Source organism: Algoriphagus resistens (genome assembly GCF_001442615.1).
Lineage (GTDB): Bacteria > Bacteroidota > Bacteroidia > Cytophagales > Cyclobacteriaceae > Algoriphagus > Algoriphagus resistens.
In genome coordinates this window covers 136,020-160,051 of the sequence record NZ_LMXN01000014.1, presented here as the reverse complement: position 1 = coordinate 160,051, position 24,032 = coordinate 136,020, and the positions used below count along the sequence as shown (strand labels likewise).

The 24,032-nt window shown below is 42.3% G+C and carries 21 protein-coding genes; 9 read left to right on the top strand and 12 right to left on the bottom strand.

The annotated features are described in order from the left end of the window. Nucleotides 1-99 precede the first annotated feature (99 nt). The 9 genes from leuB to ilvD all read right to left on the bottom strand — a co-directional run bounded on the left by leuB (nucleotide 100) and on the right by ilvD (nucleotide 11,357). Nucleotides 100-1,167, bottom strand: a complete 1,068-nt coding sequence (gene leuB / locus AS141_RS21170; protein WP_057939699.1) for a 3-isopropylmalate dehydrogenase — start codon at nucleotides 1,165-1,167, stop codon at nucleotides 100-102. After that, nucleotides 1,136-2,722 (bottom strand): alpha-isopropylmalate synthase regulatory domain-containing protein, encoded by a 1,587-nt coding sequence (locus tag AS141_RS21165; RefSeq protein WP_057939698.1) that lies wholly within the window; start codon nucleotides 2,720-2,722, stop codon nucleotides 1,136-1,138. The genes leuB and AS141_RS21165 overlap by 32 nt, the downstream gene beginning before the upstream one ends. Before the next feature lie 6 nt (nucleotides 2,723-2,728). After that, nucleotides 2,729-3,319, bottom strand: coding sequence for a 3-isopropylmalate dehydratase small subunit (gene leuD / locus AS141_RS21160; protein ID WP_057939697.1), 591 nt, complete (start codon nucleotides 3,317-3,319; stop codon nucleotides 2,729-2,731). Nucleotides 3,320-3,424: 105 nt separating this feature from the next. Next, a complete protein-coding gene (leuC, locus tag AS141_RS21155; RefSeq protein WP_057939696.1) occupies nucleotides 3,425-4,831 on the bottom strand; it encodes a 3-isopropylmalate dehydratase large subunit in 1,407 nt (468 codons plus the stop codon). A 2-nt stretch (nucleotides 4,832-4,833) separates the two neighbouring features. Next, the gene (locus tag AS141_RS21150; protein WP_057939695.1) at nucleotides 4,834-6,342 is read right to left on the bottom strand and encodes a 2-isopropylmalate synthase; all 1,509 of its coding nucleotides are present in this window, start codon (nucleotides 6,340-6,342) and stop codon (nucleotides 4,834-4,836) included. 19 nt (nucleotides 6,343-6,361) lie between these two features. Beyond that, nucleotides 6,362-7,405 carry a ketol-acid reductoisomerase gene (gene ilvC / locus AS141_RS21145; RefSeq protein ID WP_057939694.1) on the bottom strand — a complete coding sequence of 348 codons (1,044 nt, stop codon included), beginning with the start codon at nucleotides 7,403-7,405 and terminating at the stop codon, nucleotides 6,362-6,364. Nucleotides 7,406-7,468: 63 nt separating this feature from the next. After that, nucleotides 7,469-7,969: an acetolactate synthase small subunit gene (gene ilvN, locus AS141_RS21140; protein WP_057939693.1), complete on the bottom strand. Its 501-nt coding sequence runs from the start codon at nucleotides 7,967-7,969 to the stop codon at nucleotides 7,469-7,471. 9 nt (nucleotides 7,970-7,978) lie between these two features. After that, nucleotides 7,979-9,673, bottom strand: a complete 1,695-nt coding sequence (gene ilvB / locus AS141_RS21135; protein WP_232424977.1) for a biosynthetic-type acetolactate synthase large subunit — start codon at nucleotides 9,671-9,673, stop codon at nucleotides 7,979-7,981. A 4-nt stretch (nucleotides 9,674-9,677) separates the two neighbouring features. Then, nucleotides 9,678-11,357: a dihydroxy-acid dehydratase gene (gene ilvD, locus AS141_RS21130; RefSeq protein ID WP_057939692.1), complete on the bottom strand. Its 1,680-nt coding sequence runs from the start codon at nucleotides 11,355-11,357 to the stop codon at nucleotides 9,678-9,680. Between the two features lie 534 nt (nucleotides 11,358-11,891). On the opposite strand from ilvD, the gene ispE reads away from it, so the two are divergent. Both ispE and AS141_RS21115 read left to right on the top strand, forming a co-directional pair. Then, nucleotides 11,892-12,701 carry a 4-(cytidine 5'-diphospho)-2-C-methyl-D-erythritol kinase gene (gene ispE / locus AS141_RS21120; RefSeq protein ID WP_057939723.1) on the top strand — a complete coding sequence of 270 codons (810 nt, stop codon included), beginning with the start codon at nucleotides 11,892-11,894 and terminating at the stop codon, nucleotides 12,699-12,701. Nucleotides 12,702-12,959: 258 nt separating this feature from the next. Continuing rightward, nucleotides 12,960-13,241, top strand: coding sequence for a type II toxin-antitoxin system PemK/MazF family toxin (locus AS141_RS21115; RefSeq protein WP_057939690.1), 282 nt, complete (start codon nucleotides 12,960-12,962; stop codon nucleotides 13,239-13,241). A 56-nt stretch (nucleotides 13,242-13,297) separates the two neighbouring features. Here AS141_RS21115 and AS141_RS21110 read toward each other — a convergent pair whose 3' ends face one another. From AS141_RS21110 to tgt, 3 genes are read right to left on the bottom strand one after another with little or no spacing between them, the layout of a single operon-like run. Next, the gene (locus AS141_RS21110; RefSeq protein ID WP_057939689.1) at nucleotides 13,298-14,206 is read right to left on the bottom strand and encodes a DMT family transporter; all 909 of its coding nucleotides are present in this window, start codon (nucleotides 14,204-14,206) and stop codon (nucleotides 13,298-13,300) included. 1 nt (nucleotide 14,207) lies between these two features. Beyond that, nucleotides 14,208-15,281, bottom strand: coding sequence for an LptF/LptG family permease (locus AS141_RS21105; RefSeq protein WP_057939722.1), 1,074 nt, complete (start codon nucleotides 15,279-15,281; stop codon nucleotides 14,208-14,210). 2 nt (nucleotides 15,282-15,283) lie between these two features. Then, nucleotides 15,284-16,414 carry a tRNA guanosine(34) transglycosylase Tgt gene (tgt, locus tag AS141_RS21100; protein ID WP_057939721.1) on the bottom strand — a complete coding sequence of 377 codons (1,131 nt, stop codon included), beginning with the start codon at nucleotides 16,412-16,414 and terminating at the stop codon, nucleotides 15,284-15,286. Nucleotides 16,415-16,535: 121 nt separating this feature from the next. Between tgt and AS141_RS21095 the strand changes: the two genes are divergently transcribed. The 7 genes from AS141_RS21095 to AS141_RS26675 all read left to right on the top strand — a co-directional run bounded on the left by AS141_RS21095 (nucleotide 16,536) and on the right by AS141_RS26675 (nucleotide 23,960). Then, nucleotides 16,536-17,672 carry a glycosyltransferase gene (locus tag AS141_RS21095; RefSeq protein ID WP_057939688.1) on the top strand — a complete coding sequence of 379 codons (1,137 nt, stop codon included), beginning with the start codon at nucleotides 16,536-16,538 and terminating at the stop codon, nucleotides 17,670-17,672. Further along, nucleotides 17,663-18,274, top strand: coding sequence for an RNA polymerase sigma factor (locus AS141_RS21090; RefSeq protein ID WP_057939687.1), 612 nt, complete (start codon nucleotides 17,663-17,665; stop codon nucleotides 18,272-18,274). Before AS141_RS21095 ends, AS141_RS21090 begins: the two co-directional genes overlap by 10 nt. Beyond that, entirely contained in the window at nucleotides 18,274-18,918 is a 645-nt protein-coding gene (rsmG, locus tag AS141_RS21085; RefSeq protein WP_057939686.1) for a 16S rRNA (guanine(527)-N(7))-methyltransferase RsmG, read from the top strand. The genes AS141_RS21090 and rsmG overlap by 1 nt, the downstream gene beginning before the upstream one ends. Before the next feature lie 683 nt (nucleotides 18,919-19,601). Continuing rightward, the gene (locus tag AS141_RS21080; protein ID WP_057939685.1) at nucleotides 19,602-22,418 is read left to right on the top strand and encodes an outer membrane beta-barrel family protein; all 2,817 of its coding nucleotides are present in this window, start codon (nucleotides 19,602-19,604) and stop codon (nucleotides 22,416-22,418) included. Nucleotides 22,419-22,703: 285 nt separating this feature from the next. Next, on the top strand, nucleotides 22,704-23,447 hold the full coding sequence (locus tag AS141_RS21075; protein ID WP_057939684.1) for a GLPGLI family protein: 744 nt from the start codon (nucleotides 22,704-22,706) through the stop codon (nucleotides 23,445-23,447). A gap of 184 nt (nucleotides 23,448-23,631) precedes the next feature. Beyond that, nucleotides 23,632-23,814 carry a hypothetical protein gene (locus AS141_RS26680; protein WP_157243548.1) on the top strand — a complete coding sequence of 61 codons (183 nt, stop codon included), beginning with the start codon at nucleotides 23,632-23,634 and terminating at the stop codon, nucleotides 23,812-23,814. Further along, entirely contained in the window at nucleotides 23,796-23,960 is a 165-nt protein-coding gene (locus AS141_RS26675; RefSeq protein ID WP_157243547.1) for a hypothetical protein, read from the top strand. The genes AS141_RS26680 and AS141_RS26675 overlap by 19 nt, the downstream gene beginning before the upstream one ends. Nucleotides 23,961-24,032 lie beyond the last annotated feature (72 nt).

The following is a 24,032-nucleotide window of genomic DNA, read 5'->3' as shown; positions in this document are numbered from 1 at the left end:
TCCTCTCTGTACCTCAGTGCGGAATAGAAAAACCACCTCTCTCAAGGTGGTTTTTCTGGTGAAGTTCGAGATTACAAATCCCGAACAGTCAAAATCATATTAAGCCAATATCTTTGCGGCCAACCAGTCTCCAACTTCTGAGGTTTTATAGGACTTGCCACCATCAGCAATATCTTCGGTCACATATCCTTGCTCAAGAGATAGATTTACTACGTCAGAAATCGCCTGGGCTTCATCTTTCAAATCAAAAGCATACTCAAACATCATTGCTGCAGAAAGAACTGTCGCCAAAGGATTGGCAATGTCTTTTCCTGCTGCCTGAGGATAAGAGCCATGAATTGGTTCAAATAATTTGATCGATGTGCCAAGAGAAGCAGATGGCATCAAGCCCATAGATCCAGAGATCACAGAAGCTTCATCAGTCAGAATATCTCCGAACAAGTTCTCGGTAATCAAGACATCATACGCTTTTGGCCATTGAATTAACCGCATTGCTACTGCATCTACAAATTCATATTCTACTTTTACGTCTGGATATTCTGAAGCTAGCTCTTGTACTGTCTCTCTCCAAAGTCTGGAAGTAGCCATGACATTCGCTTTGTCAACACAAGTCAATACTTTTCTTCTTTTTTGCGCAGCCTCAAAGCCCATTCTCGCAAGACGAACAATCTCATGCTTGCTATAAACATTGGTATCAAAAGCTTTAGTCCCCTGCTCATTTCTACCTCTTGGCTCTCCAAAGTAGATTCCGCCCGTCAATTCTCTGAAGAAGACAAAGTCAACTCCTTCTACTCTTTCAAGTTTCAAAGGAGACTTATGCACCAAAGATGGAAAAGTGAACGTCGGGCGTACATTGGCAAACAAGCCCAATTTCTGACGCATCAAAAGCAGTCCTTGCTCCGGACGAACTTTCGCTTTAGGATCGTTATCATATTTCGGATCCCCGATCGCTCCGAAAAGCACAGCATCAGAAGCTGCAGCAATTTCATGCGTTGAATCCGGATAAGGTTCGCCGGTTGCATCAATAGCGGCAGCTCCTACCAAAGCTTCTTTAAAAGTGATGTTGTGTCCGAATTTCTGGCCTATAGCTTTCACTACTTTCACAGCCTGGTCGATTACTTCAGGTCCAATGCCGTCACCCGGCAACAGCGCGATATTCATTTCCATAAAACTTGGATTCTTCTTTCGTTGGTGTTTGATTAAAAGATTCGACGATGTTTAGCATTTTCTCTGTGGCCATCATCGCAGCCACTGTTTGATCGGGATCCAGCCCTTTCGTTTTAAATATTTTACCATAATCCCAAGTCACGACAGTTTCCACAAAAGCATCTGTCTTTCCTCCTGGAGGAATAGAAACATGGTAGTCGATCAATTTAGGGAGCTGTCTTTTTCTGGATTTGTAAATTTCTTTTACCGCTCGCATGAACGCATCGTATTGCCCATCTCCAGAAGCATGAGCATCGTAAGATTTACCGTAAATATTTAAGCGAAGTTGCACAGAGGGCTTCAAACCATGAGAATGAGTCATGTGATAGCCTTCAATAAAGATATTCTTAGAGATGGAATTGTTCTGCAAGACGTCAGAAATGATGTAAGGCAAATCCTCCGTGGTAACCCGTTCCTTTTTGTCTCCCAGCTCGATGATACGCTGGGTCACTTTGGTGAGTTCATCCTTTTCCAAAGAAATTCCCAGTTCCTCTAGGTTTTTGAGGATATTGGCTTTGCCGGATGTTTTGCCTAAGGCATACTTCCGTTGACGGCCAAATCGCTCAGGCAGGAGATCGTTGAAGTAAAGATTCTTCTTATTGTCTCCATCAGCATGAATCCCGGCAGTCTGGGTAAAGACATTTTCTCCAACTACCGGTTTATTTGCTGGGATATGCTGACCCGAAAATTGTTCTACCAGCTTACTTACCCGGTAGATTTTCTGCTCCTGCACATTAATCTGCAGGTCTGTAAAATCTTTAATTACAGCGATCACCGACTCCAGAGGAGCATTTCCGGCTCTTTCACCTAGCCCATTTACCGTGGTGTGTATTCCTGATGCTCCGTACATAATCGCTTCCATGACGTTGGCCACAGAAAGATCGTAATCATTATGTGCATGAAAATCGAAGTGTGCATCAGGAAACCTCTCAGAAATCTGGATGAAAAACGCTTTAGTTTCCTCAGGAGAAAGTAATCCCAGCGTGTCAGGAAGCATAATCCTTTTCACAGGTAGGGTAGTTAAGAACTCAATCAATGCCAGCGTATATTCCGGAGAATTGCGCATGCCATTTGACCAGTCTTCCAGATAGACATTGACTGCTATGCCCTTTTGCTGAGCATAGGCTACACTCTTTTGAATATCTGCAAAATGTTCGTCCTGAGTTTTTTTCAGTTGATGGATCAGGTGATTATAAGAACCTTTGGTCAATAAATTCATCACTTTGGCTCCGGAATTAAGAATCCAATCTACAGAAGTAGGTGTATCCACAAAACCCAAAACCTCTACTTTATCCAGATACCCCTTCTCTTCTGCCCAGTGAGTGATTTTCTTCACTCCTTCCAGTTCACCATCTGAAACTCTCGCTGAAGCCACCTCTATACGATCCACCTTCAATTCATCCAGCAAAAGTTTGGCGATTTGCAGCTTTTCAGAAGGCAAAAAGGAGACGCTTGAGGTCTGCTCACCATCCCTCAGCGTAGTATCCATTATTTCAATGCGCTTCCCTGCAGTCATTTTCACTTATTTATTCGCTGCAAAAGCATCGATTTCATCCGACATATTCAACAGATAGTCGATATCATCGAAACCATTTTGCATGTTGTCTTTCTTGTATTCATTGATATCAAAAGATTCAGATTCTCCTGTGGAGTCCAACGTGATCTTCTGATTTGGAATGTCTACCGTAATCGTGGTTTCAGGATTTGCAGTGATCGTCTCAAGTAATTTATCTGCAAATTCTGGAGAAACTGTCACTGGCAAAACACCAATATTAAGACAGTTATTCTTGAAGATATCTGCGAAAAAGCTAGAAACCACACATCTAAATCCATAGTCATAAATAGCCCAAACAGCATGCTCGCGGCTGGAACCAGAACCGAAATTACGGCCGGAAACAAGGATTTTGCCGCTGTAAGTAGGGTCGTTCAGGACAAAATCCTTTTTGGGATTTCCCTCCACATCGTATCTCCAATCACGGAAAAGGTTGTCTCCGAATCCCTCACGCTCAGTAGCTTTCAGGAATCGGGCAGGAATGATCTGATCTGTATCCACGTTATCAGTCGGTAAAGGAACCGCCGTACTAGTGAGTACAGTAAATTTATCGTAAGCCATTTTTTAAACTGGTTCAAAGGTTGGAATGTAAGAAGGTTGGAAGGTTGTGGATTCTTGGGTTTAAAAAACGACAAGACCCTACCTCAAACTTCTGACATCATAATTCTAATTTAGAAACACTTCTCTTGGGTCGCAGATTTCGCCTTTGACAGCGACGGCTGCTACAGTCAAAGGCGATGCGAGCATAGTACGTGCTCCAGGTCCCTGACGGCCTTCAAAGTTTCTGTTAGAAGTGGATACTGCGTATTTTCCAGAAGGAATTTTATCATCATTCATTGCCAGACATGCTGAACAACCGGGCTGACGAAGTTCAAATCCAGCTTCTTCAAGGATTTTAACCAAGCCTTCCTCATGTGCCATCTTCTCCACTTCACGGGAACCCGGAACGATCCAAGCAGTGATATTTTCAGCTTTCTTATGGCCTTTCACAAAAGCAGCCACAGAACGGATATCTTCAATTCTTCCGTTGGTACAAGAACCTACGAAAACAAAGTCAACCTTTTTACCTTTTATAGCTTCACCAGGCTCAAAGCCCATATAAGCCAAAGATTTTAGGTAAGAAGTTTTATTGCTTCCTTCCATTCCGTCTGTAGTCGGTATATTTCCAAGCACTTTTATTCCCATACCTGGGTTGGTACCGTAAGTGATCATCGGCTCGATATCCGCTGCATCGAAGTGATATTCTTTGTCAAAAACCGCACCCTCATCTGTCTTTAACGTTTTCCAGTAAGCTACAGCTTTGTCCCACTCTTCACCCTTTGGAGAATATTGTTTTCCTTTAAGATATTCGAAAGTAGTTTCATCCGGGGCGATCAAGCCTCCACGCGCACCCATCTCTATGGACATGTTACACACAGTCATTCTCGCTTCCATGGAAAGACTTTGGATCGCAGAACCTGCATACTCAACAAAGTACCCAGTAGCACCAGCGGCAGAGATCTGAGCAATCACATAAAGAATCAAGTCTTTGGAAGTCACACCTGGTCCAGCTACTCCATCGATGGTAATTCTCATTTTCTTAGCCTTGGACTGCATGATACACTGTGTTGCCAAAACCATTTCTACCTCAGAAGTACCGATTCCAAAGGCAATTGCCCCGAAAGCACCGTGGGTTGAAGTATGGCTATCACCACAAACGATCGTCATCCCTGGCTGAGTTATGCCTAGCTCTGGGCCGATTACATGGACGATGCCATGATGCGCAGAACCCAAATCGTGAAGCTCAATACCGTATTTTGCACAGTTCTCACGAAGCCTTTCCACCTGCATGCGGGAAAGTTTGTCCTTGATAGTTTTATCCTGATCTACCGTGGGTACATTGTGATCAGGCGTAGCTACTGTTCTGCTTGGATTTTTTACTCCTATCCCCCGCTTTTCCAAGTTTAGGAAAGCTACCGGAGAAGTTACTTCATGGATAAAATGCTTATCGATGAAGAATACATCTGGGCCAGCCGGAACGGATTTCACTACGTGAGCATCCCAGATTTTATCAAATAATGTTGTCTTTTCCATAATTATGCGGTCGCGTATTCTTTGACCGGTATTTTATTGAGTGCATCTACAAAGGCCTGAGCTGAAGCCAATACGATGTCTGTATGTGAGGCAAAGCCATAATAAGGCTTGTCTCCTTTGATTAATCTCATGTGAACTTTCGCCACATCATCGCTTCCATGGGTAATGGCTTGGATTAGGAATTCCTCCAGTTCTACAGCTGGCTTGGCAATCTTGTCGATCGCTTTCAAAACTGCATCTACTGGGCCATTTCCATGCGCTGTAGAAGTATGGGATTCGTCTCCGATTTTCATTTCAACCTGAGCTTGAATAGTTCCATTGGATGAATAAGTGACTTTACCCAATTCAATAAAATTTGAATCCGTCACAAATTTACCTACCAAGCCCATAAGATCTTTACGACCGATATCACGCTTGCTATCTGCTAAAATCAAGAATTCTTCGTAAACATCCCGAAGGGCTTCCCCTTCCAATTCTACACCTAATGCATCTAAATGATGTTTCAAGGCAGCTCTTCCAGATCTTGCTGTCAACACGATGGTTGACTCACCAACTCCCACGTCCTTAGGGTCAATGATCTCGTAATTTTCTCTATGCTTCAACACACCGTCCTGATGAATTCCTGATGAGTGTGCAAATGCATTTCTGCCTACAATAGCCTTATTTGGCTGTACTGGCATATTCATCAATTTGGAAACCAAACGACTAGTGTTGTAAATTCTAGGTGTAACAATATCGGTATGAACGTCGATTGTTTTATGGCATTTAATGGCCATCACCACTTCTTCTAGAGAGGTATTCCCAGCTCTTTCCCCAATACCATTGATAGTAACTTCCACTTGGCGGGCACCATGCTGAACGCCAGATACTGTATTGGCCGTAGCCATACCTAGGTCATTATGGCAATGTGTAGCAATGATTGCTTTGTCAATATTTGGCACATTATTCTTCAAACTTGCGATAATAGCCCCGTATTGCTCTGGAAGGGTATATCCCGTAGTATCGGGAATATTCACCACTGTAGCTCCCGCCTTGATCACTTCCTCAATGATTTTATTCAGAAAGTCTGCTTCTGCACGACCTGCATCTTCAGCGTAAAACTCCACGTCGTCTACAAACCGCCTTGCAAACTTCACTGCAGCTACACCCCGAGCAATAATATCCTCGGGTGTGGAGCGCAGTTTGTATTGAATATGGTAAGGTGAAACACCGATTCCAGTATGAATACGACCCTTTTTCGCGAATTTGAGGGATTGAGCCGCTACTTCGATATCTTTTTCTACAGCTCTGGAGAGGGCACAGATAATCGGGTTGGATACAGCCTTTGAAATTTCGACCACAGAATTGAAATCTCCTGGACTAGAAATTGGAAAGCCTGCCTCAATTATATCTACACCTAGTTCTTCTAGTGCCTTCGCTACCACAATTTTCTCCTGGGTATTCAGCTGACACCCGGGTACTTGCTCCCCATCTCTCAGGGTAGTGTCAAATATCCATAGCTTCTCACTCATAATTCTCGGGGGTTTTGTGTTAATTATTTTCTGGTCTCAACTGACGGACGACAGCACCTGCCTGCCACATTTCAGAATCTCTCAATTCTTTCAATTCAGCTTCCAATTTCACTCGGTAATCTGCTTTAGAGTTAGAATCAATTGACTTCTGAGCCTCTTGTCCAGTCTTTACACTGTTATATAATTCTTCGAATACTGGCTTGGTAGCATCTCTGAATGGCTTCCACCAATCCAAAGCTCCTCTTTGTGCTGTAGTAGAGCAGTTAGCATACATCCAATCCATTCCGTTTTCAGCTACCAATGGCATCAATGACTGGGTCAATTCTTCCACTGTCTCATTGAAAGCCTCAGACGGGGTGTGGCCGTTGGATCTCAACACTTCATACTGAGCTGCAAAGATACCCTGGATTGCTCCCATTAAGGTACCTCTTTCTCCGGTCAAATCAGAAGTTACTTCACGATAGAAATCTGTCTCGAACAAATATCCTGATCCTACACCGATACCAAGAGCTACAACACGATCTTTCGCTTTGCCAGTTCCATCCTGATAGATTGCGTAAGAAGAATTTAAGCCCCTACCCTCTACAAACATTCTTCTCAGTGAAGTACCAGAACCTTTAGGTGCTACCAAGATCACATCTACGTCAGCTGGAGGAACGATACCTGTTTTATCCTTGTATGTCACACCGAAACCATGGGAGAAATACAAAGCTTTACCTGGAGTAAGGTGTTTTTTTACTGTTGGCCAAAGAGCAATCTGACCTGCATCAGAAAGAAGGAACTGAAGAATTGTGCCTTTTTCGCAAGCTTCTTCCAGTTCGAAAAGTGTCTCGCCAGGAACCCAGCCATCAGCTACAGCCTTGTCCCAGGTTTTGGAACCTTTACGCTGACCTACAATCACGTTGAAACCGTTGTCTTTCAGGTTAAGTGCCTGACCTGGACCCTGAACGCCATAACCTAATACTGCGATCACTTCGTCCTTAAGCACTTCTCTTGCTTTTTCCAATGGAAATTCTTCCCTAGTTACTACGTTTTCTTCTGTTGAGCCGAATTTTAATTTCATGAGCTTTTGTTATTTATTACTAGTGTTTAATAGGTTCCTGCGGAATCCCTTTTTTGGTTTATTTTATTTGACAAAACTGTCGATTGTCAGCATTCTTTTGGCGACAGCCACCCTACCTGATCTGGCAAATTCCAGAAGTCCGTAGCCTTTCAGGATTTCAAGCAATTCCTGGGTCTGCTCCTTGTGACCAGTCAGCTCCAGAACTACAAAATCTGGCTCAGCAGCGATAATCTTTGCATTATGCTGGCGAATGATTTTCTCCAATCCACCATCTAGCCGTGACACAGGAATTTTGTACAAAGCGATCTCCTGATACACAACGCTTTCATCTTCATGGTAAAATGCCTTGATCACATCGATGATTTTCTCTATCTGATTGACTAGCTGAATCACCGTATCTTCTGAAGCGGTGACCTCGATTGTTATTCTATGGATTCCTTCCAATCGACTTTCAGAAGCAGTGAGTGCATCGATATTGATACCTCTTCGGGTAAAAATAATAGTGATGCGATTAAGAATACCGATGAAGTTTTCGGTAATAACGAATATAGTATATCGTTTCATAGAGTTGGTTTAGCTAAGTCTAACCTCTTCCACTGAGCAGCCAGTGGCAATCATTGGGAATACATTATCTTCTTTTTCCACTACCACTTCGAGGAAATATGGACCATCGTGAATGAGCATATCCTCAATTGCTTCCTGAAGATCACCACGTTCGGTGACTTTTTGAGCTTGAATATTATATGCCTCAGCTATTTTGATGAAATCAGGATTGTCAAGTTCAGTAAACGAGTAGCGCTTGTCAAAAAACATTTGCTGCCATTGCCTCACCATACCCAAGAAATTATTGTTGAGCAACACAATCTTTACAGGAGCTTTGGTCTGCATGATGGTCCCCAATTCCTGGATAGTCATCTGTATGCCTCCATCGCCGACAACACATACCACCTGCCTGGAGAAGTCGTACATCTGAGCCCCTAAAGCTGCAGGCAGCGCAAATCCCATAGTTCCCAAGCCGCCAGAAGTGACTTGCGTCCTTGGTTTCTTGTAATTGAAATATCTCCAAGAAATCATCTGGTGCTGTCCAACGTCAGTTACGAGCACCGCATCATCAGCTTTATATTTATTGATCTGGTGAATCACCTCACCCATAGTCAAACCAGGCTTTGTCGGAGTCAAGTCTGGATCGATAACAGTCGCTCTTTCCTGATCAGCCAGTTCTTTAAACTTAGCCATCCACTCCGGATAAGAATTCTCCTTTACCGCGCTTGTCAACAACGCCAGACTATCCTTACAGCTCCCTAACACAGCTACTTCACACTTTACATTTTTATTGATCTCTGCAGGGTCCAATTCCAAATGAATCACTTTTGCCTGCTTTGCATAACGCTTCAAGTCGCCGGTCACTCGATCATCAAATCTCATGCCCACAGCGATCAATATATCGCACTGATTAGTCAGCAAATTTGGGGCATAATTTCCATGCATCCCAAGTTTTCCTACATAATTTGGATGATCCTCTGACAACGCTCCCGAGCCTAACAAGGTGCACGCGGCCGGAATACCTGACTTTTCCAAAAATGCTTTTAGTTCAGCCTCTGCCTGCCCCAATACAACTCCTTGACCAAAAAGCACATAAGGTCTCTTAGCCATATTGATCAAGAAAGAAGCCTCTTGAATAGCAGTTTTTTCTATCGGAATATGTGTTCTATAAGATCTAAAGCCCAAGCAAGGCTGATAATTGAATTGGCCAAAATCCTGCTGTGCGTCCTTGGTAATATCAATTAGCACAGGCCCTGGTCTTCCTGATCTAGCGATATAAAATCCTTTGGCGATGGCGGGGGCTATATCCTCCACACGTCTTACCTGGATATTCCACTTAGTGCCCGGCATTGATATTCCCACTACATCAGTTTCCTGAAATGCATCAGTACCCAGCAAATGTGAAGCTACTTGCCCGGTAATACATACTAATGGCGTACTATCAATTTGTGCATCAGCCATCCCTGTGATCAAGTTGGTCGCCCCTGGCCCCGAAGTAGCCAGACAAACGCCGACTTTCCCTGAGACTCTCGCATAACCTTGAGCTGCGTGAATCGCTCCCTGCTCATGGCGTGTGAGCACGTGCCTTAGCTCGTCATGATAATCATGTAATGCGTCGTAAACGGGCATGATCGCTCCTCCGGGATATCCGAAGATTATTTCCGCATTCTCGGCAATGAGAGACCTAACAACTATGTCAGCTCCTCTTATCATTGAATCCTTCATGGGCTTAGAATTTGTCTGTTACGCAACCTTCGGATGCGGTAGATACTAATTTGTTGTATTTCTTTAATGTCCCCTGCAAGTCAGAAACGTCCTTTTGCTTCCAGGATTTCTTTCTTTCGGCCAATTCCTCATCAGAGACCGCCACGGAGAGCTTCAATCTATCCGCATCTATGGTGATAATATCTCCATTCCGCACCAGGCCGATTGGACCACCACTCCATGCCTCGGGAGTAACGTGTCCCACCACAAATCCATGGGTACCACCAGAAAATCTGCCATCTGTAATCAAAGCTACATCTGACCCCAATCCAGCTCCTATAATCATAGAAGTAGGTTTCAACATTTCTGGCATCCCCGGACCTCCCTTTGGCCCTATATTTCGGATGACGAGAACTTCACCTTTTTGCACTTTATGATCACGGATCGCATCATTCGCTTCCTGTTCAGAATCAAATACGTGAGCGGGACCCGTAAATGAACTACCTTCTTTACCTGTGATTTTGGCGACAGCTCCTTCTGGAGCTAAATTTCCATCGAGGATACACAAGTGCCCCGTAGCTTTAATTGGTGTTTCTAAGGGATGAATTACATTCACCATAGAGACCGTGACCGGCTCTACATCCTTCAGATTTTCTTCCAACGTTTTTCCTGTTACAGTCATACAGTCCCCATGTAAGAAACCGTTAAGAAGCATGTACTTCATAAACGCCGGAACACCACCCTGCTCATGAAGATCTTCCATCATGAATTTCCCAGATGGCTTGAAATCACCGATCATAGGGGTTTTTGCGTTGATGGCTTTGAAATCTTCAATAGTAAAATCAACACCCGCTGTTCTTGCTATTGCGATGATGTGCATTACTGCATTTGTACTCCCACCCAAAGCAATTGCAACGGTAACCGCATTCTCAATACTTTTTCTGGTAATGATATCACTTGGTTTAATATCCTTTTCCAAGAGTATTCTCATGTATTTATTCACCTCTCGACACTCTCTGAGTTTCTCCGGAGAATTTGCAGGATAGGAGGCAGAATAAGGAAGAGACATTCCCATTGCTTCTATAGCTGAAGACATGGTATTCGCGGTGTACATTCCACCACAAGCGCCTTTCCCGGGACAGGCATTGCGGATGACGCCATCATAGTCCTCATCTGAGATATTTCCATTTACCCGCTTACCAAAAGCCTCAAAAGCAGACACTATATTCAGTTTTTCACCCTTGTAATTACCCGAAGCTATCGTCCCTCCATACACCAAAATGCCAGGTCTGTCCGTGCGGATCATCCCCATCAATGCTCCCGGCATATTCTTGTCACATCCCGCAACTGCCACACAGCCATCGAAAGAATGTCCTATGACAAACGACTCTATGGAATCGGCGATGACTTCTCTGGAGACCAAAGAATAGCGCATTCCCAATGTACCCATAGTAGTCCCATCAGAAATACCGATGGTATTAAAAACTAAACCGGTCAGATCATACTCCTGTGAGGAGGTTTTGATCAGACCGGCGAAGTCGTTCAGGTGCATATTGCAGGGATTGCTCTCATAACCGCAACTCGCTATCCCTACGAATGGCTGTTTCATTTTCTTGTCACTCATTCCCGTGGCATACAACATTGCCATGCCTGCCGGATGTTCAGGATTGTCACTTATTTCCCAACTGTGTTTTTTCAGGGTCATATTCATGGGGGTATAAAAAAAGTGCCTCAGGTTAGTGAGGCACTTCAGATTTTTTTTTATTTCATTATAAAGAATAGTCTAGTGCCTCACATTTAAAATCCAATGAGAATAATTACGCTTAGCAAAATGACTACTTTATACATACTGTTTTTCGAGCTTGGCTTCGACGCTATGCCGAAGTACAGGACAAACTTAAAACCGAATTTTCAGACTTACAATATTTAATTTTACATTTTTCAAGTATTCCAGATAAAAAATGTATGAAAATTTTATTTTTTCAAAATATAAGTCTACACCACCCTCAGTTTTCCCCTGTTTCCCAGCAAATGATTTGTTCAAAATTTCAATTCTCAAAATTTTGTACTGATTTTCGATTTCTTCAACTTTTAACAAAAGTTATTCTCTTTTTTTTAATAAGAAAAATGATATACCACATTTACTTCAACAAATGCTAGATTTTTTACCGAATTATCAATGGTAGAAAATCATTATTCCCCTAAAATTTATTCTAATTTTGATCAAACCTCAAATTCAATGATTTCATTTCCAAACGCAAAGATTAACCTAGGTCTTCATATCACTGCTAAAAGAAAAGACGGGTATCACGAGATAGAAAGTTGCATGATCCCCATCCCGCTGATGGATGCTTTGGAAATGATCATCAATACAAAAAAAACAAGCTTTGAGACTACAGGACTTAAAATTTACGGGGAGTCTCAAGATAATCTCATCCTCAAAGCCTTCCAGCTACTAAGAAAAGACTTTCCAAACTTGCCTCACGTAAGCATCCACTTGCACAAAAATATCCCAATAGGAGCTGGTCTTGGCGGCGGATCTGCAGATGCAGCATTCGCATTAAAGTTAATGAATAATCTCTTTGATCTGATCCTTGATGATTTCTTCTTGGAAGAATATGCTTCACAGCTTGGAAGCGATTGTTCTTTTTTTATAGGAAACATGCCAAAAATTGTTAGAGGTAGAGGAGAGATGCTGATACCCGTAGATTTAGATCTTTCCGGGACTCATTTGGTTTTGATCAATCCGGGAATTCACATTAGCACCAAAGAAGCTTATGCGGGAGTCACACCTACAATTCCAAAATCAAAGCTTGAAGATGTTTTAAAAGATAAAAACAGATGGAAAAACGAGCTGGTAAATGACTTTGAAACCAGCATTTTCCCCAATCATCCCGAAATTGCCAGAATAAAAGAGAGGTTATATGAAAATGGCGCTTACTATGCCGCCATGTCGGGTTCCGGTTCTTCGGTTTTTGGGCTTTTTGAGGAAAAAGCACCTTCAATAGAATGGGAAGATCGGTATTTTAAATTTGAAAAACTACTGTAACACACTGAAAATAAAGCTAGTAAATTTATAATAGCCACTTACACTAGTACACTTCCCGACGAGCTTCTTCAAATGCTCGCTGATTAGGCGAAAAACTATCTCTACCCAAGAATAAACTGGTAGAAAACGCACTCAACCTCTATCTCGGCCATCTAAAGAGAGCTGAATATGTTAAATCATATAAGCAGGCAGCTCAAGACGATGATATTCTCATGGTGGCAGAAGAGGGAATGGGCAATTACTTAAAGCAGATTGAAGATGAGGCAAAGTGAGATCTGGATGTCGGATCTCAATCCTGTGACAGGGTCTAAGCAGGTGGGTAGAAGATTAATTGTCATTCTTAACGGGAATCTGTTGAATAAATCCCTGCAGATGGTGATTACCGCTCCTTTGACTTCCAAAGTCAAAAACTATCAGGGAAACCCTATCCTAGAACCATCTCAAGAGAATGGTTTGAAACTGGGGTCCGAATTGATGGTTTTTCACATCCGATCTATTTCTAAAGACAGACTGATCGAAAAAATAGGAAAAATCAAATGAGGAATTAACTAAGGCTCTGGACACCTTAAAGGATATTACGACGCTCTAGATTTTTATCATCCCAGTGGCCGTACAGGTTTTCTCCGTTTATTCAAGTAATTCAAAACGGGATAGCTCAGTACCGATATCAAAATGATCCCTGTCCCCAAGTAAAACTGAGGGGTCATTTTTTCACTTTCTCCAAAAATAAGCACTGCCAGTACTATTCCATAAACAGGTTCCAGATTCACCGTCAGATTAATGGAAAACACGGGCAATCTCTTCATCAATTCCACCGAAACCGAAAAAGCATAAACGGTGCAAATCCCACCAAGCACAAAGAGCCAGAACCAATCATAGCCAACCCAGGTAAAATTCAATCCCCCCTCGGCCAGAAAACTGGAATAAACAGGCATAAAGAGTATCGTAAACAGACAAGCTCCAGCCATTTCATAGAAAGTAATCTGATAGGGGTTATGTCTATGCGTAAGCTTACCGTTCAACACTGAAAAGACTGCGCCAAAAAAGGCTGAGGCCAATGCCATACTCAATCCCAACCAATAGCCCGATTCAAAACTGAAAATCACCAACAAGCCGGAAATCACCACTAATCCAAGCCCTACTTCATACCATTTGATTCGGGTTCTGTTGAATAACGGCTCCACAAATGCTGTCCAGAGCGAGATAGTAGCCATTCCTACCAAACAGACAGAAGCTGTGGAAACACGTATAGACCAAAAGAACAAAATCCAATGCATCGCAATCACAAAACCAACCCCGGTCACTTTGATCATCTCAGGAAGGGATATGAGTAGATTTTCCCTTTTGAGCAGGAAAAGCCCGGCAACTCCTACTGCGGCGATCAATGTTCTATAAAACACAAGTTCAATAGCCGGCAAACTGATCAGCAATCCCAAAATAGCTGTAAACCCCCAGATGAGTACAATCAAATGAAGCATTAAGTAATCCTTGATTGTGGCATTCATTTTAGCGGGGCACAGTTTTATAAAGCAAAAGTCCTGTTACAGCAAAAATGATATTAGGTAGCCAGACCGCGAAAATCGGATATGCGGCACCGTTTTCAGCGAAAGTCCTGGAAAGAATAAACAAAATGATATAAACAAAAGCGAGTAAAAATCCCATGGCAATCTGAAAACCGGAACCTCCACGTGTTTTCCTGGCCGACATGATCACTCCTATGAAGGTCAGAATGATTGCTGCAAAAGGTGACATGAACCGCACATAACGCTCTATTTTGTAGAAGCCCACATTATCCGCTCCCCGCTCTTCCAATTTTTTAATCTGCCTACTTAATTCGGGAAGTTTTAACGTCTCATGGTGCTTTTCGGGCAAGTCGAAGTCTTCCGGACGAATTGAAAGGGTAGTATCGAGGTCTTTCCCTACTGTATAAATTTCTTTACGCTCTTTTAATTCGCGCAGTCTCCAATTGTGAAGCGTCCAGACACGTTTGGCCGTATCCCATTCTATCCGGTCCGCAGAAAGTTTAGCCAGTAATTCCCCGTCTTTGATTGTCTCCAAAGTAAAATTATGCCCTGTATTGCCAGTGGTAAAGAATCGGCTTAAATAGGCAAAGGAAGACGTACCGACTTGGAGATGAAGGTTTGATTCCGAAGATGTTTTGACTTTGTCCAGATAAGTCATTCGGAATTTTGTCACACCAGCAGTCGCACCTGGCAAAACCCAGCCGTTCAATAAAAAGCTCGCTCCCCCGATCATGCTGGCAGCAAAGAGAAAAGGTCTTAGCATTCTCATGAAACTCACCCCACTGCTTAGAATCGCTATGATCTCTGTTCTTCCTGCCATCTTGGAGGTGATAAAAATGACTGAAATAAAGACTGTAATCGGAGTTAGTAGATTATTCAAATACAAGCCGTAGTTAGCCATGTACTTAAGGATCTCTCCTGAAGGCACATCATTTCTGATGTAGGTGTCATTTTTTTCAGTAAAATCCAAAACCAACACTACCAGAATCAACATGACCACCACGAAAAAGTAGGTCTTGAGAAAATCCTTGATTATCAGTTTGTCGAGTAACTTCATAGTTAGAGTCGGGTGCTCACCTTTTTCACCATTTGATCTTTCCAAACGGCAAAATCACCTGCAAGGATATGTTCCCTAGCCTGGCCCACCAGCCAAAGGTAAAAAGTCAGATTATGAATACTGGCAATTTGCGCAGCCAAAATCTCTTTACTTATTGTTAAATGTCTCAAATATGCTTTAGAATAGAATGTACTCACGTAACCTCCGATTGCAGGATCGATACCTGTAAAATCATCCTTCCACTTTTCGTTTCTGATATTGATGAACCCCTCAGAAGTGAAAAGCATACCATTACGGGCATTTCTAGTTGGCATCACACAGTCAAACATATCCACGCCCAATGCAATACATTCCAGAATATTGGCTGGTGTCCCCACCCCCATCAAGTATCGGGGTTTGTCCTGGGGTAGAATATCAGTCACCAACTCCGTCATTTCATACATCATCTCAGCCGGTTCGCCTACCGATAGTCCACCGATGGCATTTCCCTGCTGATTTGTAGACGCGATAAACTCTGCGCTTTGCTTGCGCAAATCCTTATATACAGATCCCTGCACGATAGGAAAAAGTGTCTGACTATAACCGTATTTGCCGCCTGTAGAATCCAAACGATCAATGCATCGGGTCAACCAACGATGTGTCATCTCCATAGAATTCCTTGCGTACCCATATTCACATGGATAAGGGGTGCATTCATCAAAAGCCATGATAATATCGGCTCCAATTGTTCGCTGGATATCCATGACGTTCTCTGGAGTGAAATGATGCTTTGAACCATCTATATGTGATTTGAACATCACTCCATCTTCTTTTATTTTCCGTGTGCCAGACAAGGAAAAAACCTGATATCCTCCACTGTCTGTGAGGATAGGCCTATCCCAGCCATTGAATTTGTGAAGCCCCCCAGCCTTTTCAAGCACATCGAGTCCAGGCCTCAGATATAAATGATAGGTGTTTCCTAAAATGATCTGCGCCTTAATATCATCTATCAATTCACGGGTATGCACAGCTTTCACACTAGCGGCTGTACCCACAGGCATAAAAATAGGGGTTTGAATATCACCGTGATCAGTTTTTACTACGCCTGCTCTGGCTTTGCTTTTGGAATCTTGATGGGCTAAAGAAAACTTCATATCGCTAATTGGTTGCTGAAGAGACATTCAACTGATTGTCCCGTTCAGCCTACAAAAATATACGCTTATTCTTAAATGGTTTGCTGAATTTGATTTTATATTTGCTCAGCAAACGCGACCTATGGGCCTATTTTTACTTTGGTTTTTCTTCGGAATTGGAATACTTATCCAAGCAGTTTACCTCTTGGTTATTTTTGGAAAGACGGCTTTTTATACTGCTAATAAATCCCAATCTATTTCGCAAAATGAAGAAGGTGTGACGGTGGTGATCTGTGCCCACAATGAATTTTCAAATCTCAAAACGCTCATTCCAAAGCTCTTCGAACAAGATTATCCAGCCTTTGATATCATGATCGTGAACGACCGATCTTCAGATAGAACCAAGAGATTACTGGAGAAAATGATGGAAACTTTTCCCAAGCTTCGTTCTGTCACTATCAAGTATACACCGCCTCACGTAACAGCAAAGAAGTATGCACTTACGCTTGGTATTAAAGTCGCCAAAAACAATATTATCCTTTTAACAGATGCAGATTGTCTGCCGCAAACTGATCAGTGGATCCGGAAAATGACTGCCCCGGTGAGAAATCAGGGGAAAATCTTTGCTTTGGGATTTTCGGGATACGAACACAGACCGGGATTTTTAAATAATTGGATACAATTTGAAACCCTACTTACAGGCTTGTATTATGTGTCCTTTGGACTTTGGAAAACCCCCTTCATGGGGATAGGAAGGAATTTATGTTATCGAAAGGATTTTTTCATGAATGTAAAAGCTTTCAAGGAACTTTGGCATATTGAAGGCGGAGACGATGATCTTTTTGTCAATCTATATGCAAGCGGGAAAAATACTGCTGTAGTTTTAGATCCTGAAGCAAATACGATTTCAAAACCAAAAGAAACACGTAATGAATACCTGGTTCAGAAAAAAAGACATCTGCACGTAGGCAAATACTATCGTGGCGCAGATAAAAGAAAGATTGGACTATATTCCTTTTCGCATGCATTATTCTGGCTTGGAGGGATAGGATTACTTATTTATGTAGGTTTAGCCAAAAGCTGGGAACATTTTTTCCTAGTTTTCGGTATTATCCTACTGAGGTCTTTTCTTGTAACGCTAATTTTTAAAGCTGCTGAGAAAAAGATCCAAGGAACTAAACCACCGAAAAACATCTGGATGCTGGATTTCTTGTATTTAGGTTATTTTTGGATTTTAGGGACTATATCCCATCAGGCAAAAGACATCCAATGGAAATAAACGAACGCGGTTTTTCTAAAAAAGCACTCGAGGACTTTGAGTTAATCGATCAGGCAGTACAGCAAAAAGATCAGCAAGCCTATGCCTCTTTGATGAAGCGCTATAAAAAGGCCGTTTATTACATGATCTTGAAAATGATCCGGGATGCAGACGATGCTGAAGATCTAACGATGGAGGCTTTTGCCAAAGCTTTTAAAAATCTCCATCGATTTAAAAAGGATTATACCTTTTCTACCTGGCTTTTCCGCATTGCCACAAACAATACCATTGACTTCATCCGGAAGAAAAAGCTAAAAACGATGAGCTTGAATACCACAATGTCTGATGATGGAGGGAACTCTGTAACAATCGACGTGGAAGATGATGACAATAATCCGCAGGATGAATTTATCCGTACACAACGGATCGAGATGGTAAGGATATTCGTCGACAAGCTGCCTGCGAAATATCGAAAACTTGTACAGCTTCGCTATTTCGATGAATTAAGCTACGAGGAAATCGCCCAAGAACTCGAAAAACCATTAGGAACTGTAAAGGCACAACTTCACAGATCCCGGGAACTACTTTACGAAATTGCCGCCGGCAAACAAAAACACATTTGATGAACTCTGGTACCCAACTCATCCAGTCCTATTTCCCTGACCTTACAGAGACTCAGCTTGAACAGTTCGACAGGCTTCAGGAGCTTTATGAAGATTGGAACTCCAAAATCAATGTAATCAGCCGCAAGGACATGGAGCAATTTTATACCCACCATGTACTTCATTCACTAGGAATAGTGAAGGTCATGCCATTTGAGCCAGGGTCGAAAATATTGGATATCGGCACGGGTGGCGGATTTCCTGGGATTCCCCTGGCGATCATGTTTCCGGAAACCAATTTTCATCTGGTAGATTCAATAGGAAAAAAGATCACGGTAGTAAAGGACGTGGTCAAGCAGTTGAAGCTTACCAACGTAGAAGCCCAGCAGGCAAGAGCTGAGGAATTGGTTCGCAAATATGACTTTGTTATCAGCCGTGCAGTCACTCGCATGGCAAATTTTTATCCTTGGGTGAAAAACAAAATCCGTAAAGAAGATATCAACGAATATCCCAATGGTATCCTTTATCTCAAAGGCGGTGAAGTCGATGAAGAAATGGAGGAATTAGGCAAGTCCTACGTCGTGTACCATCTGGAAGACTACTTTAAGGAAGAATTTTTTGAGACCAAAAAGGTGATTTATATGCCTTGGGAGGATAAAAGATGATTTTTTTGATTTTCAGTAACCTAAAAAATCAAATCATACATGAATTTCTCAGTACTTGGTCCAATCGGTAATGGCTAATTTTAATGCGGTCAGGATTTATTGCTCCGATTGGTCCTTTTAAGGAGGAAATAGTTATCGGTTTTTCATTTGCCCCTTAAGACGGAAATATTTTTTTTCAAAAAGCCACTTCCCCAAAGAAGTATTTGTCATTTATGAACCTGGTATTATTTCCACTTACCTCCGCCCCATCTTCCCAAATAACATTCTTTAACAAAATATTCTGTCATTTTTAATCCGCTCATTACTATACTAATAGTATTAAAATATACATTAGCATAATGATTAGGTGTTTTCCGAATTTTTCGTTGGAAAGCATTGCTAATGGTAAAGAATTTTTGATTTGTTTAAGAACATCACTAAGCGAATAATAGAGAAGTGAAGGATATATGATTCTAGATATTGGGGCTCAAATTTTAAAAAGGTTGCTAAGGGGATTGCAAAAAGCATAGTGCATTCATTTTCAACTTATTTAGCTGGATTCATAAACAGTGCATACAATTCTGAGCCTGTCATCTGACACTGCCAATTCATCATTACAAGTTGAACTGGTCGTGATTATGGGTCAGGGTGGGGCTTAGTTTTAGTCAAAGAAAATATAGTTAAAAATATAAAACTGAAAAAAAATGAAATTACTCATTTCATACCTTCTTCTGGCTGCCATCACTTTTGCTTCCCATGCCCAATCCAAATTTAATATTCGGGGAGTGGTGAAAGACACCACGAATACCCCCCTCGACTATACCTCTGTGCTACTTCTTAGTCCTAAAGACTCCGCCTTGGTTGCGTACACTTTGACTAATAAGGACGGAGAGTACCAATTCAAAAACGTAGATCGGCAACCACTACTTATCAAGGCCACCTATATGGGCTACCTACCCATTCAAAAGGAACTGGTTCTGCCCGACACAGGTGATTTGGAAATGGAGGTGATTCAGCTGATGCCCATCCTACAGGAACTCTACGAGGTGGTGGTGAAAGCCGCCAAAGCGCCGTTGATGATGCGTGGAGACACCCTTGAGTACGACGCCAGCAAATTCAAAGTACCGCCTGGAGCGACACTGGAAGAACTGCTCCGCAAGCTGCCTGGAATACAGGTCGACAAGGATGGAAATATTGTTGCACAAGGGGAACAAGTGCAGAAGGTAACAGTAGATGGAAGGCGCTTTTTTGGAGGAAACACCAAAATGGCCACACAAAACCTGAATGCAGAATCAATAAGTAAGCTTCAGCTATTCGATGACAAGTCCGAACAGGCCAAGCTCACGGGTGTGGAAGATGGGGTGAAGGAAAAAACCTTGAACGTTGAGCTGAAGGAAGAAGCCAAAAAAGGAGGTTTTGGCAAGCTTTCCGCCGCAGCGGGTACAGACGGAAGATGGTCTGCAAATGCCTCTTTCAACAAGTTTGACAAAGTACACCAATTTTCTGTCATCGGCTATGGCAATAATGTCAACCAATCCGGTCTGAGCTGGGATGACCTGCAGGAGTTTAAGGGGAGCAGCGCATTCCAATGGGGAGATACCGGGGATTTTGGGTTTAATGGCAGTGGAGGATCAAATTATATTGTTTTTTCAGGTGGGGACAGTGAAGAATCCTTTGAAATCCCCTTCAACAACCTCAACTCAGGCTACTCCAACAACCAAGCGCTAGGCATCAACTATAACTACCTAAAGGACAAGAAGGATTTCAGCAGCAACTACTTCTATAGCCGCAGTGACCAGACGCTGGAGAGCTTCAATAGCAGAACAAACTTCCTGCAGGACAATACCTCCTTCACTTCTACCGACCAAAGTTTACAAAACAACATGGCAGGTCACCATCGGGTAAACCTTCGATTTCAAAATGAGTTGGACAGCACCAATACCATCACCATTAATGCAAAGGGAAGGCTAAGTACTCTTACTACATCGTTGGCCAGCCATCAGGAGCTGATACGCAGTAGCACAGAGCAAAGCCAAATGGATCGGGATAACCAATCAGATAAATGGTCAGGGGCCTTTCAGGGCACTGCAATCTATAGGCATAAATTCAAAAAAAACGGACGAAATTTTGCCGCCAGCATCAGTGATACCTGGAGTAAGGCAGACCAAAATGGAATCCAAAAATCCGTGGTGGACCTCATGAACTCAACTGACCCAAATACCTATTTCCGAAACCTGGATCAATTGAACCAAGCATTAAATGGTTCTAACCTGATCAAGTCCAGTCTGCTCTATGTCGAACCTATCAAAAAAATATTCTTCCTGGAGACTTTCTACAATTTCAGCCAATCAAAAAGCGAAACAAACCGACAAGTATACGATGTGGAATCCAGTGATACCCGAGAGCTAAATCCTGACCTCAGTCGTTTTTTTGACAATACAATTACCTATAACAGGTTCGGGTCCAGTATCCGATATGCCAACAAAGGCTCTAACTTAAGTGTGGGCCTTGCCGCCTCCAACTACCGATTGAACGGGCAGTTTTCCGTGGAAGAAGAAAGCGAGATCTTAGGCCGAGTGGACAAGAACTACCTCAATCTCACCCCTAATGTGTCTTACTGGAAAACAATGAAGGGCAACAAACGTATCAACGCAGGCTATGCCATGGGCGTCACTCCGCCAAATATCGCTGACCTGCAGCCATACAAGGACATATCTAATCCACTGTATATCCGGGAAGGAAATCCTGATCTTGAGCCCGAAGTATCCCATTCTTTCAATACCGGATACAACATGTATGATCCTGCCACATTTATAAATTTCCGGTTTTCATTCAATTCAACATTCTATCAAAGCCAAGTCGTTCAAAACCAAACCATAGACCCCGAAACCTTTGTCACTACCTACAAGGCAGGAAATGTTTCCGGTGGACAGCGTTATTATCCCTATCTAGGTTTTGGTTTTCCTATTGTGAAAACCAAAGCTAGCGCTTACCTATCGGCAAATCCTTCCTATACAAAAAGTCTCTCACTTATCAACTCTATTGAGACAGAAACACATACGATGAGCCATAATTTTGGGGTAAATCTAGATTTGACCCCGCTAGAATGGCTCAGCCTATACACTGGTTCATCGTTCCGCCTGAGCAAGACCAAATACGAACAGAACCCATCCCAAAACCAGGACATAGTAAACTGGAGTGCTTATACCAATATGAACATAAAATTCCCAAAAGATTTCTACCTAGATGTGAAATTCAACTACAACCGATATGAAAACGAAAGTTTTGGATTTGATCAGAAAGTACCTATTCTCAATGCATTCGTCTATAAACTACTCGGCAAGGCTAAAAAATGGGAGGTGAGGCTCTCGGCTTATGACATCTTCAAGCAAAATCAAACCATCAGCCAGTATGCAGGCCAAAACTATGTTTCCACTGGCCGAATTGAAACTTTATCAAGGTATTTCCTACTAGGAGTAACCTACAATATGCGGGGAGTAGAAGTGAAAAATTATAGATAACATAATAAGGTGGAAAAGTTCTAAAGCGGGAAAGTTGCAGAGTAGTTCGCCTATTAATTAGAAATTTGTTTCGTCGCTCAGTTACCGTTGTGCTTGTAGCCCACTAGCGATCGTGTCGGAATAAACACCTGTCTCAAAAAATACAAACTTTTAGTTTCTCAGTATAAAAGCCGTTGATTCTCCATATTTATCATGATGCTTGTAATTAAAAACTTAGATTTCAATAGTTAAACATTCTAACCTTCCGCATATTCTGATCCAGTCCATTCTTAACTAATTAAAACAATGAGATTAACCTATCTAAAGACCCTTATCCTGATACTAATTTCCACAGGACTAAGAGCCCAAAATATTGTGGGCGAGGTAGAATACCGATACCGTATTTTCTATGATAAAATCTATTCGAGCCTGCCTCACATTACCGAACAGGAAAAAGACAGAATTCTACTCACTTGGAGTAATCCTGAAGGCTACAGCACACGGATGAAACTCCAGTTTTGGCCAGAAAAAAGTCTCTACACTTTTGGTGAACCCTATGTAGTGCAAAGCTACTCTTGGCAAGTGGAAGACTATTTCATTGAAAACAATCTAAAAGATCAGACCTATCTAAAATATATGGATCAAATGGGTAAAACTTACATTGTACGTGACAGCCTAAATGCGCCGAAATGGAGGGTAATGAACGAAATACGGGATATTCTTGGACACATGTGTATGAAGGCTGTTTCTGAAGATACCATTAAAGGCCAAAAAATCACTGCTTGGTTCGCCTCGGATATCCCCGTTCCAACCGGTCCTGAAGAGCAATTCGGGCTTCCGGGTTTGATCTTGGCTTATGACATCAACGACGGCATGCTTATCGTGGAAGCCGAGAAAATCACTTTTGGAGAACCGGAAGAAATCATCACCCTGCCCAAAAAACTGAAAGGGAGAGAAGTATCGGGCACTAAATATCAGGAAATAGTCCAAGAGTTTATCCAGACTTCCATCGAAAGCAAGCGAGCTTGGATGTGGGAAATAAGATATTGAGAAGGTTGGAAAATTGCCAGGATATATACCATCCCCATCAAATTGTAAAATTAAGAGACTGAAAAACTAGAAGATTGCCCTAGGTCTTCACGTATCCAAAAGGAGAAATCCCTTTATAAATAGTACTGTAAAACCGAGCCATCGCCTTAGGGTGTGTGGGATGTAAGCGACAAACACTAACCTGGTGAAAGAATGTACTGACGGATCGTTTCCGATGATGCTTCACCTATTGAACAAGGGTATAAATGTATTGTCTGGTTGCGGGATGCAGTCGGACACAAAACAAAAACGGGATGAGGCGTTGTCATTGGGTGAGTCTATGACCCCCGAAGCCCAACCCATCGGTGGGTGGGTAATTCACAAATAGGAGACAAGAATACGGATAAAAATCAAAATCAAGTAAGACACCATGAAAGCCACCTGGTCTTTTCAGATGATTTAGAATTCGCCGGAGTAGGCAAATCCCGCTATACCAACTCGGATTTCTATAAAGAAAAAACTATTTTCTTTTAATCATCGAGTAATGGAAAATAAGTTGCAGAACTTAGTAGTTCTCTCTTCTTCGGGGCAAACTTAGGGCTAGTT